We start from the raw sequence: 11599 nt of genomic DNA on the forward strand, positions 1-11599 counted from the left end.
GCTCCGCACGACATCGTCCAGGCCATCGGCCGGGCGCTCTGTCAGAAGCCCGGAACAGGGCAAGGTCGCTTCCCGATCGTGCCCGTCTTCCTCCAGCCCGGAGAAAAGCCGGAGATACGTTCACTTCCGGCTCCTACCGGCCTCTGGTGAAAGTCCTGCAGGGCTGGGCGGTCTACGATGAAGAGGCCGTGGAATTGCTGGAATTCCACAGGAGCCGCAGAAGACGTCGCGCAGCCGTCCGGTGAACATTGGCTCTGCGCCCGAGGAAGGCGAAGATGAGTCCCGTCTCCTGCTCCGTTTTGCCGCCCCCAGGGATCCGGTGATGGTCGCGGACTGGGTCTCCTTCAACGTGATCGACACCGAACGCCAGGACTGGGCACGCGGCTGGGCGAAGCTGAAGACGTACGTCGAGCTGGTTGAACGCGAGGGTGCCTACGGACACGCAGGGCGTGACACCACTTGGACAATGGGTCGCGGAAGGACGATGCGCCTACGCAGCCGGGCAGATGACCGGCCAGCGCGCCCGACGGCTCGAACAGTCCGGTATGGTCCGGTCGCCGGCCGATCAACGCTTCCAGGAAAACCGAAGCCGCCAAGGCCTACTACGACCAGCACTGGACACTCTGCGCCCCCCGCACTGCGACAGCGCTGGGCAAGCCGTTGGGGATGTGGCTGGCGGGGTTGCGGCGACCCGGCGCGCTGGAGGGTCACCCTGATGGAAGACGGCACGGAGGCCTGGATGAAGACTGGAACCCGGACTGGCCGCGGAGTGGCAACGGCACTACGCCGCACTGCGCGGAACTGGTCGCCGACGAAGAAGGCCAAGCCGGCCAGGTGGAGGGTCCTGCTGCGTCACCGTCCACGGCATGGACATCGGCAAATGGCTCGCCAAGCAGCCAAAGCCCGAGGTCTGGCAGACCCTGACAGAGGGACAGCGCCAACGCCTGGAGGCCATCGGCGTCGTACCGCTGGCTCCGCCCGCGGAACCGAAGGCACCCGCCACGCGCCCAGACTGCCTTGAGCGCCTTTGAGAGTGGGCGTTGCGGCCCGGCGCAATACAAGACCCGCAACGGCTCCCTGACCGTCCCACGAGGGCACGCAGAGGCGTTGCCGGACGGAACCCAGTCGGCTCGGAGTATGGCTGACCAACACCAAGACCCGCCGGGCCAAGTTCCGACGAGGCTGCCCACTGCACTCGCCACGCTGGGACTGGAATGGGCACGAGGGTTAAGAGAGTGGGTTGGAGTTGTTGGTTAAGAATTGGGTTCTGGTGTGCAGGGTGCAGGGAACGGCATCTGAGGAAGAGCTGTTCGCGTCCGTCGACGCTCTGTTGAACGAGGAGCCGGCCGCCACCGCCGGCGGTAGCGTGCCCGGCTGCGTGAGGCCGCCGGTATCACCCAGGCCCGCCCGCCACCGCGTCGAAGACCACGACTCAGTCAGTGAAGAACTGGGAGAACGGCCGCAACCAGCCGAAGTCGCCGCGCCGGACGCCTACCAGCGGCTGCTGAAACGGATGGGTGGCGAAGTACCCCGCCCCAGGCGCAGCTCCTCCACAGCCTCGGTTGCCGCAACGGCTCCCGCGGTGTCTACCGAACCGGCCGCGTCCAGGGTGGAGACGGGAGATGCCCCGCAGGCTCCCGCCGTTGCTGGGGGCCGCGGCTCCGGCGCGCCCCGCCATCCGGCCCGCTGCGACATCGCGGCGTCCGGCCATGAAGAAGGCGTCCAGCTCGCGGGCCGACCTGGACTTCCCGCACGGGCCCCTCGCGGCCTGGACGGTGACGCTGCGTACGGCGTGGACGGGATCGTGCTGGATCTGCCCGGGCGAGCGCCGCGGCGGCGGCGGAGTGGACGCTGCGCGAGTCCGGCCTCGGAGCGCCGAAGCTGAACCGGTACGGCAAGGACAGCTACCTGATCGTGCTACCGCCGCGGCTGCCGTGAAGCTGGGCTGCCGGAGCGCCTGGAAGGCCACGAGCAGCGTCGCTCCCTGCGCCCGCCCGAGGACCATCCCGTGGTCAAGCAGGTGGTTAAAGCGAAGCGGCGGCTCACCCAGCGCGGGTTCGGCCCGTGGGCAAGGATCTACCGCAAGGCGCAGGGCCGCGAACGGCAGTGTGTGCAGCTGGCGGTCCTTTCCTGAGACGCCCTTGATGAGCGGTCCTGCGCGTGAGCGAGATGGAGCCGGCCATTGCCCGCGTTCTGGGCGTGTACTACCTGGTCATCAGCCCGCGCGGATCGACGGCCGTGTTCGGTCAGCTGATGATGGCGCTACGCCCGCCGACGAAGCCGGAGCGCGATGAGGAGACCGGCAACTGGGTGTCCGCCTACAACCGGGATCGCTGGGGACGAGCCGATGGACCCGGCGCCGCCGGAGGCCACCGCTGAGCACCCCGTCGTCGTGGAGCGGCTGGAACGAGCGGTCTCCTTGACGAGGAGGCGTACCAGTGGGTGCGGCCGGTGAACCTGCTCACCGATGAGGAGTGCGCACGCTGCCCTTCGCGGTCGGCCTGAACACCGCCTTCCTCGCCGCCGCGGCCCGCCTGATCGTCGGCCTGTCCGCCCCGGACCACTTCCACGCCCCAAGTTCAACCCGAAGATCCCCGGGAGCGGCTGGTCGACCCGCGAGCCACATCGAGCTGGACCCGCGCCTGCCCTCGCCGGTGTTCACGCCGGACCGCACCGGCCTACGGGCCCGGCCGGTACGAGATGCAGACCGTCGCCTACGCCCAGGAGCTCGGCTACGACGTCCACCCGATCGAGGCGTACCTGCGGCGGGAAACCGGTGCGTACCTGGACCCGTGGCACGACCGGCTCAAGAACGCCTACGTCGACACCCTTGCTCACCTCGGCGTCACCCGGGAGCTCTCCGACACCGAGTTCCTCGCGGCGATGGAGCGGCACAAGGACGTCGACCCGACGGCGGCCGCCGACGCCATCAAGGCCACCGTCAGGGTGACGGCAAACTGCGTGAACGTCCCCAGGGCAAGAAGTACAAGGAGGGCGAGCGATGGCCGGCTCTTCAAGCGGCTGACCTGGCGGCCATATCTGGTGCCGCTGCTACTTCCAAGGCCACGAACATGCACCGCAGATGCGCAACATGGCCACGATGACGGGCCTGTACCCGCTCGCCGTGCTCTCCGACTGCGTCGTCTACCCCTCACCGGGCGACAGCCCGCTGAACTTCCTCCCCTAGACCCGCCGCCTCCGGCAAGCCCCAGCCCGGCGCCTTCCGCCTCGGCACCGACCCCCGGCCTGGCCGAAACTCGAGGGCGTCCAGCCGATGCTGTGGGCGGTCGACCTGATGGATAGGGTTACAACCCGGCCCGCCACATCAAGGCGGCGACGCCGTCCTGGACGAAGGCGAGTAGGCGCTGTGGAAGAGATTCATGACGCCATCGAACGCGCCGACCGGTAGGCCATGCCAGTGGCCCAATACCTTCCAGGTACGGCATCAACTTCCTGATGAAGCAGCTCAGGACGACCAAAGCCGTTGCGCAGGGAGATCGGGTCAGCCAAGCGGTCGGTGGAGCGCTACCGTAAGGGCGAACGCAAGCACCCGCCCCAGGCCATCGCCGAACGGATCGACGCGGCCGTACGGGCGCGTTGGCAGCCCCAGGTACGCAAGACGCCGCCGGAAGCAGGTCGCCACCACCACGGGCATCACGGTGGAGACGAGGGCCAGGTTCGCTACACCGCACCCATCGGCACCACCGACGACGGACGCTTCCCTACGGCTCACCGTCCACCTGCCCCCCACCTACGCACAGCGCCTGTTCAACGCCCGTGACGCCGTAGCTCATGATCAGCAGATGCGCCAGATCATCGCCAGGAATTCCAATACATCTACTTCCAAGACGGCGGAGCCCGCGCCCTGGGTCTCCCACGTCACCCTCAACGACATCGACTACCTCGACCTCGACGACTGACCCGGCAGCGACCGGGAGACCGGACCTGCTCGTTGCAGCCGAAACACGATCGTTGTCACAAGCCACGGGATGGGTTGGGGAAACTGTTGCTGACTGCGGGCGCCTTTTGGGGTGGCTCCCCTGCAGGGTGAGATGACCCTGTCGTTCCTGGGGCGGATCGTGGAACAGTACGGCCTGATGCGTTGAAGTGCTCGCTGTCGGCGGTTACCGAGTGGCTGGCCAGCAGGGCGTCGCCTGGCTCAACGGGGTCAGCTGGAGGTGTTCTTGAACGCCTCGGCCCGGGACCGGGTCACGGCGCTGTGTCGTGTGCCGCAGGTGGGCTTACACCGTGCGTTGCCGGCCTGGGACGCGGGAGGGGCCGCTGGGCCCCTCGAAGGAGAGGCCGCGGCGACGCTCTACAACGGTCTTCGAGACGGTTGCCGCTGGTCCGGCGGCCTGCCCTGGCTGTGTGGCTGCGCGGACCGGCCGCGCGGACCAGCCCGGGTGTACCGGCGGCGCACCAGCGAGCTGCCGCGCCACTCGGTGCCGGCCGTCGAGCGTGCCGGCAGCGGGGGCCGTGTCGTCGGGCTGGCCGGACGCCCGGAGGTGGTCCAGGCGCAGGAGGACCACCGGGAGGCCGCCGCGCCGCTCCCCCATCGCTGCTTGGGGTATCCAGGTTGCTGAGGCGGTCACCGCCTCGTGGCGGGCGCAGAAGTGGCCCAGGAGCGCCTGTGGCCGGACGCGCCCGGAGGCGGCCATGCCCGCGAGGATCCGCAGCGGTGGCGGATCATGGCGCGGGGATCTGGTCACAACCCAGTAGACCGTCGCCTCGCCACGTTCTGGCCAGCCGGGCCTGGCGGCTCCGTGTCGCGGCTGCGACGGTGGTGGTCACCTCCCCTACCGGTTGGCTGATGTGCCCGCGCGCCCAGCCGAGCTATCTCGCGGCGACCGTGGCTCACCGAGCATCTGGCCGCCGTCCCTGCACGGACCGCCGTTCGCCTGGACGTACCAGTGCACCCGTACCAAGGGCGTCAGCGGAGACGCCGAACAGCGGCTGTGGCAGTTCCCTTGGCGTCCGGCCCTGGCCTCTCGCCGACATCTGCGGGCTACCAGCATCGGCAGACTGCAGGCACAGCAGGGTCTGCAGAAACGGCTGCGCGACAGCGTGCACGCCGACGGGGCCTTCGCCGCCTGCCGGCCCACGCGCGGACCCACGCCACCCAGCACGACCACCTCGCCACCCAACGCGACACGCGAGTCGGTCCCTTCGCCCTGGGCAACGGGTGCACAACCAGCAGGCCCACGCCCTGGCCCTGCCTGAAGAAAGGCCGCCGCCCTGAAGGAGGTGGTATCCGTGGTGGAACATCCCCTGGTCGGTGAAGTGGCAGCGCTCCGACCACCGCGCCCGCGACCACGTCAGGCGCCACGGCCCCCTCAACGCCGCCGACGGTCTCCCCCACACCCACGTGCTGACCGGGAGTGGCTGTATCTGCAGGTGACGGACCACAGCTCACTCCACCCCGAACAGCGTCCGTCCCCGGCCGACATCGGCCTCACGGCCCAGGCCGCCAGCGCACGCCCGCGCCGAACGAGCCGGACAGCGGGCATCGATAAAGGCCGTCGCCCTGCGCGCGCCTTCGTCGCCGAACACTCATGCCTGGCCCGGCCACCAAGAACATCGTAATGAGGGGTTTTTCGCCGGGAAGCTGCTCACCGCCCAGCGTGTCCTCGCGCCGCCAGGACGAACCCGGCGCGCATCTCCAGGTGCTCGACGCGATCGACTTGTGGCGGAAACCCGCCGTGGCCCTTGGGCGTGGGGCAGCGCACCCTGCACCGGATCCGCGCTCATGCCCAAGACCGGCGCCAACGGGCGGCAGAAGGGGGCTGGCCGGAGGGCAGTGACGGCGGCGACGCCGTGGCTGCTGCAGTGCACCGGCTACAAGCAGCTGCATCCGCAGCAGCAGCATCTGCTGGCGCAGATCGGCATCACCGCCGAGACCGCCGCCGGCGCCCACGAGATCATCGCCCAGCTCTGCGGGAACGGGCCCCGGCTGGCCCACGCGCGCACGTACGCCGCCGCACATGGCGACCTCGCCACGCCCAGCTGTCCTGAGGGTTTCCGCTGGGCCCTGGTGGCTGAGCGAACAGCGCCACGAGGTGGCGGAGCACCATCGCAGAACAGGGGCGGGGACATGGCCGGTCAGCACGCTCCTCGCCGCAGCGCTCGACCCCGGCGGGAACCCGACCTGGTCCTTGGAGTGGCAATGCAATTGGAGTCGCGTACGCGAGCGGTCAGAGTCCGCGTCCCAGCGACGGCAGCGATGACATTCCCGGCCTTGAGAAGGAGCTGGCCGACTGGCTGAGGCGTCAGTGCACCGGCTACGGCACAGATCAACCCGAACAGCACCGCCTGCTGGCCAAGATCGGCATTACCGCCGAACAGCCCGAGCCGCCCAACCACCGCTCTCCGCGCCAGCCCGGTCTCCTGGACACCGCGCTCGCACAAGCTCGCGCCTACGCAGCCGAATACGGCCATATCGCCGCGCCCACCAGCACCGTCCTCGACGGTATCCGCCGGGAAGTGGCTGGCCTGGAACGACGACGCGCCCGTCAGGGCCGCCTCTCCCCCACCTGGGCCGAAACCCGCACCATGATGATCTGTGCGGGGCTGCCCCTGCCCCTGCCATGGCAGCAGGCCTACCACCGCCTCCGCACAGCAGCCACGGGCGCCGCCGCGGTGCCACCACGAACCTCCCCCGAGGCCTGTGCCGCTGGGCCCGTGTCCAACAGGGAGTCCTGGGAGCATCTCACCGGCCAGCAGAACCTCCTGACCGCCCTGGCGTCACCCCCCCCCCCCCCACGCTGCCGTAGGCGAACGGCCCGCCCCGGCCACACGCTCATCCTCGTCAGCCCCGGACTCGACCACGCACGCGCCTACGCCACCCGACACGGCCACCTCACCCGCAGAAGCACACCCGACAGACGGCTTCCCCCTCGGCACATGGCTGTGCCAGCAACGCCGCAAAGCCCGCGCCGTGCGTCCTGCCCCTCCACCACCATCGAGGCGCTCACCGCCCTGGACCCGTGGTGGAACCCACCCTGGCCCTACAACTGCACACCGCACCGGCAGCAATACCGCACCCTGATCAGCGGAACGAGCCCCTCTCTCTGACACACTCCACCACTGGATCGCCCAGCAACGCGCCCATTGAAACCCTCCACCCCCGCCAACAACACCTCCTCACCCACACTGGCATCACTGAATGAGATCGCAGTGTCCAACAAGCCAGTCCAGCTCTCCCACGATCAGACGCGAGAGTCTCCCCAACCTCGTCCCGAAAGTGGTGCGTTTCAACGGCGCGTTGGCGGCTGCTGCCACCCTCGTGTCCGTGCCGTGCAGCAAGGGAGCATTGTGCGACTCGTCGAACTCAGCGTCACCAACTTCCGCTCGCTGGGCGACGTCCAGGGCATCCCAATCCACAAGCAGACCATCCTGACGGGCCACAACGACTGCGGGAACAACAGCGACCCTGGACGCCATCGCCTTCCTGCTCGGCGAGCGCCCTTCGCGGATAGTGACATTTCTCAGTTTGCCGAGAGTGAACCCGCGCGCGCTGCCCTGCCATCGGACGATGACGCTGCGGAGCCGATCGCAGTGACGGTGGAAGGTCGGTTCGACCCGTCCGAAGCCGAGAAGAAGGCCCTGGTCTCACCTCTTCCATCCAGGTGCGCCGTCGGCACGTAGAAGGCGAAGGCGTCTGCCTTGAGTGGCTGGCGCAGGTGCCGCAGAACCCCGCGCTACGGAACATCTCTTGCCTGAAGGTGTCCGAGCTCCGCAGCCTTGCCTCCGATGTAGGCGTCAAGTTGCGTGAGGGACAGCCGAACGTCAAAGCGAGCTGGACCGAGCTTCTCGAGGAGCATGCGGCCTCAGCCTCAACAGTTGCCGGTTGGGGCGCCGGCGCCCGAGCACGTCGTCAGCGCCCTGCCGCAGTTCCTCTATTTCCTGCGGGGCGATGCCGCGGGACTCCCGACACCGTGGTCCGCAGCGATTCTGACGGCGAAGTTGCGCGAGTACACCCTGCGTGAGGAGACCCGGCAGAAGATCACCGATCTGGAGACCGATTTTTCCGGCCTGCTCAAGGACGATGCCGCCCGGCTGCAGAAATTGGTTGAGGAACGATGCGGCTTCGACTCCTTCTCGCTGGAGCCGACCGTACAGTTCCGGCCGACGCGGAGGGGCGTCTCGATGACCGCTGCGGCACCGGGCCAACGGGCTGTGTCACTGGCTGCGGCCGGGGCCGGCCGGTCCCGCCGGATTTCGCTGGCGCTGTGGGAGGCCAGTCAGCAGCTTCTGTCGGAAGCAGCGGAGGACGGCGTCACAGGCGGTGTGATCATCGCCTATGACGAGCCCCGACACGCATCTCGACTACGAGCACCAGCGTCGCATCATGGACATGATCAAGGTGTCGGCGTCCGCCGCACAGTCCACCGTGATCGTTGCCACCCATTCCCTGAACCTGATCGACGGTGTCGACATCCAGGACATCGTGCATCTCAACAGCAGGGACGGACGAGCCTACGTACAGTCGCTTGGCGCAGAGGACACCGACGAAGACACCCGGCGCTTTTCTGTCGAACATGGCGGTTTCTCTGGGCTTCCGCAACAGTGTCCTCCTGCACGAGCGGTGTTTCGTCGGTGTGGAGGGCCCCACCGAGTACGCGGCGCTGCCGGCACTGTTCAAGCTGGCGTTCGGTTATCCGATCCAGTCCGCGGGCATCGCACTGTGGGACTGCGGTGGCAACGACGGCGCCCTCAACTTCGCCAAATTCCTCAAGAAGCACAAGCGCACCGTCTTGTTCCTGGTCGATGGGGACTCGATCCGCGACAAGGAGAAGGAGTTCAGCCTCAATCGTCTGGAGAAGTACGGTTTCACCGAGAAGGACTGCCTCTTCCTCGGAGACCCGAACGAGCTGGAGGACGTCTTCAGCGACGAACAGTGGGCCGACACCATGAACGCCGAATGGCCTCGCAAGGACGAGCAGCAGTGGACGCCCAAGGATGTCGCAGACCTGCGCAGCAGCGCCAAGTTCAGCAAGTCGCTTCACAGCCTGCTGTACCAGCACTCCGAACAGGCTCCGCGTAGAAAAGAGAGCATGGTCGTCGAGCTGGCACAGCGACTGCGGCAGCCCTCGGGACGTTCCGCCTGCCCTGGTGAAGTCGTTCAATGACGCAATCAGGGTGGCCAGCGAGGCAGGGCTGCGTCATTGGTCCGAGGACGAATGAGCCAACCGTGCTGAACGGCGGGCTTTCATCCTGCTCAGACGTTGCTCACGGGTAGGAGCCTCCCATGAGTGCACTCCCGCAGAAGCCACCCACCGTCGGCCGTGTCTGCTCTTTTCCTCACCGCACCACCGGCACCCGGACGGCGCGGGTGGATCTGTATGCCGAACACGCACAGCCATGGCACGCCCCTCAACACTCTCCACTCGGTCCGTCACTGGCGTACTCAAAGAGTCCCATGGAGCACTGACAATCGGCAGAGCGAGCACCGAGCCAGGCAGGCGGAAATCAGCGCTGTTGTGCCTGCCCTCATGGCTCTGTCAGCGCCCACAGCGCTGACAGAGCCCGCGCAAGTCCTATACGTCGTCGAAGCTGGGCTGACTCCATGGCTGGTCGGGGGGTGGACCTTGGGCGCCGAGAAGCTGAGTGATCTTGTCAGCTTCATCGCTTGAGAGATCGGAGAGCAGGCGCGTCGTTGTACCGAGGAGGGCGTCCAGCGGTACCTGGGTAACGTGCGCCGCGGGCGCTGGCGATTCCGGTGCCGAACAGGCACTGCAGAAGTCTCGCCGGAGGGGATGCGGGCTTCAGCCTCGATGACTCCCTCGGCCTGTCCCAGCGCGTCGCTGATGCCGTCGAGTTCGGGCGTCGTGGAGATGTCGTCGCCGGGGCCGCCGTATCCGACGTGGCGGTTCGTCACGACCATGCGAAGAGAGGTCAGCGGAATGCCGAAGCGGTCGGCCCTGTTCCTCACCTCGTCGAGGCGGGGCAGGTCGTGCTCCTGTCCCTGCGGGAGCTGGCGCCGGGACTGGGCCACCAGTACATGGAAACGCGGAGTCTGAAGGATCAGCTGTCCAGCCTTCACCGCCCAGCGCCACGGGCTGATGTCCGCGTCTGCCGGCACCGGGCACGATCATGCAGACGCGGCTGGTCCAGAGCCGAATCGCCTCACGCATCAGGTGCTGGAGATTGCCGGTGCCGGCGGCCGGGGTGCGCAGCAGGACGGGAAGACTGATCATGCGGACGACCCGGTCCCAGAACGCGGCGTCGGCAATGTCCTCGGATTCCAGCAGGTACATCAGGGCCGTCTCGTCGAGATGGCCGACACCTCGCCGGGGTGCGGGGAAGCTGGCAAGCGTGGATCCGCCGCCCTGCCAGGAGCGCAGCGAGGAAGGCTGACATCCGGTCGGCGACGTCGGTGGGCGATCCGCGCGGCGAGGGCCTCGACGGCGTCGCGGGTGGGAACGCGTTCTCCGCGCGAGCGGCCTCGGCTCCCTGGACGACCGTGTTCACGAACTCCTCGGTCGCCGCTTTGTCGAGGGTGCCGCGGCCGCCTTCGAGAACGGAGCGGGACACCAAATGGGGGATGCCAGGAGAGTCGTCGGCCGGCTGGAGCGCGCCGAGCGCGGAGGCGTCGAGAAGCAGCGCCGTGCTGCTGCCAGGCAGCGAGGGAAAATCCCCTTGTCGCCGGGCAGTGGGCAGTTGACCGAGAGCGAGAAGCACTGGCCGGTCGGCGCGGGAAGGCGATGGAGGTCGTCCTCAAGTTCGCGCTGGTCCGATGTGGTGCGCAGATAGATGAACCGGCGCGGTGTGGGTCTGCCGGGCCATTCGAGGACCATGTCGGGGACATGGGTGTGGTTGAAGAACTCGGTCCTGGTGATGGTGGCGCCGGGGTCCATGCGGCGCAGGTGCCGGGCGACGATGTCTTTGACCCGGGTGAACATCATCCGGTCGTCGGGCTCGTCCATGGCCTGGGAGATCGACTGTTCGACGATGTTCACCACGAGCCCCTTCTGCGGGTGAGTTCGGCGGCGACGATGGCTGCCCAGTCCTTCAGCGGCAGGAGGGTCTCCTGCTTGTCCGAGAGCACGATCAGCCACCAGGCGTGCGGCGACCGACTGGGCAAGTTCAGTGTCCAGAAGTTCTCGGGCTTCCTCGGTGTCGCTGGTGCCGAAGACGCGGCTGCTGTGCTGAAGGACCGCGGCTTCCACCTGGCCGGGTGAGTTGAGGGTGGACCAGGAGTTCGCGCGGAAGGGTGCCCAGGTGATCCACATGAAGTGATCGCTGAGGTGGTGCTGGGCCTGGGCGGCTACGTAGCACTTGGCGAGGAACTCGTCGAACTGGGTTCCCTGATCGCTGGGTTGCGCGTAGTTCTTGACCTCCGCGCAGAACATGTCGTTCTGGTAGGGGTCGCCGCGCATGGCGCCCCCCAGGTCGAAGGAGAACGTCCGGCCTCCGTACGGCCAGGACAGAGTCAGCCGACGGCCGCAGGACTCCGAGTCCGTGTTCGCGTACGCGCCGAAGATACGCATCGTGCCTTCGAGCCACTGCTTGGCTCTGCGGGCCCCCGAGAAGCCCTTCACCTGAGCATCTTCGCCAACCACCACAGGCGTAGCTTAGTGCGATCGGATCATCACGATGC

At 67.7% G+C, this 11599-nt stretch carries 8 protein-coding genes and 1 pseudogene; 8 read left to right on the forward strand and 1 reads right to left on the reverse strand.

Translation table 11 applies throughout. The features are described 5' to 3' along the window. Positions 1–449 precede the first annotated feature (449 nt). The 8 genes and pseudogenes from ACOBQB_RS10720 (at position 450) to ACOBQB_RS10755 (ending at position 9128) form a co-directional block, all read left to right on the forward strand. Positions 450–716 carry a helicase associated domain-containing protein gene (locus ACOBQB_RS10720; RefSeq protein ID WP_423590915.1) on the forward strand — a complete coding sequence of 89 codons (267 nt, stop codon included), beginning with the start codon at positions 450–452 and terminating at the stop codon, positions 714–716. 75 nt (positions 717–791) lie between these two features. Beyond that, the gene (locus ACOBQB_RS10725; RefSeq protein WP_423598410.1) at positions 792–1031 is read left to right on the forward strand and encodes a helicase associated domain-containing protein; all 240 of its coding nucleotides are present in this window, start codon (positions 792–794) and stop codon (positions 1029–1031) included. A gap of 977 nt (positions 1032–2008) precedes the next feature. Continuing rightward, positions 2009–2134, forward strand: a complete 126-nt coding sequence (locus ACOBQB_RS10730) for a hypothetical protein (RefSeq protein WP_423590916.1) — start codon at positions 2009–2011, stop codon at positions 2132–2134. Positions 2135–2160: 26 nt separating this feature from the next. Continuing rightward, complete coding sequence (locus tag ACOBQB_RS10735) at positions 2161–2379, forward strand: hypothetical protein (protein WP_423590918.1); 219 nt, start codon at positions 2161–2163, stop codon at positions 2377–2379. A 988-nt stretch (positions 2380–3367) separates the two neighbouring features. Beyond that, positions 3368–3920 (forward strand): annotated as a pseudogene (gene tpg / locus ACOBQB_RS10740) (telomere-protecting terminal protein Tpg). 2980 nt (positions 3921–6900) lie between these two features. Continuing rightward, complete coding sequence (locus ACOBQB_RS10745; protein WP_423590920.1) at positions 6901–7071, forward strand: hypothetical protein; 171 nt, start codon at positions 6901–6903, stop codon at positions 7069–7071. A gap of 240 nt (positions 7072–7311) precedes the next feature. Further along, positions 7312–7644, forward strand: coding sequence for a hypothetical protein (locus tag ACOBQB_RS10750; RefSeq protein ID WP_423590922.1), 333 nt, complete (start codon positions 7312–7314; stop codon positions 7642–7644). A gap of 893 nt (positions 7645–8537) precedes the next feature. Further along, a complete protein-coding gene (locus tag ACOBQB_RS10755) occupies positions 8538–9128 on the forward strand; it encodes a TOPRIM nucleotidyl transferase/hydrolase domain-containing protein (RefSeq protein ID WP_423590923.1) in 591 nt (196 codons plus the stop codon). A 1338-nt stretch (positions 9129–10466) separates the two neighbouring features. Here the strand turns inward: ACOBQB_RS10755 and ACOBQB_RS10760 are convergent. Further along, positions 10467–11564 carry a hypothetical protein gene (locus tag ACOBQB_RS10760; RefSeq protein ID WP_423590925.1) on the reverse strand — a complete coding sequence of 366 codons (1098 nt, stop codon included), beginning with the start codon at positions 11562–11564 and terminating at the stop codon, positions 10467–10469. Positions 11565–11599 lie beyond the last annotated feature (35 nt).

This window comes from Streptomyces sp. G5(2025), assembly GCF_049542075.1.
Taxonomy (GTDB): Bacteria; Actinomycetota; Actinomycetes; order Streptomycetales; family Streptomycetaceae; genus Streptomyces.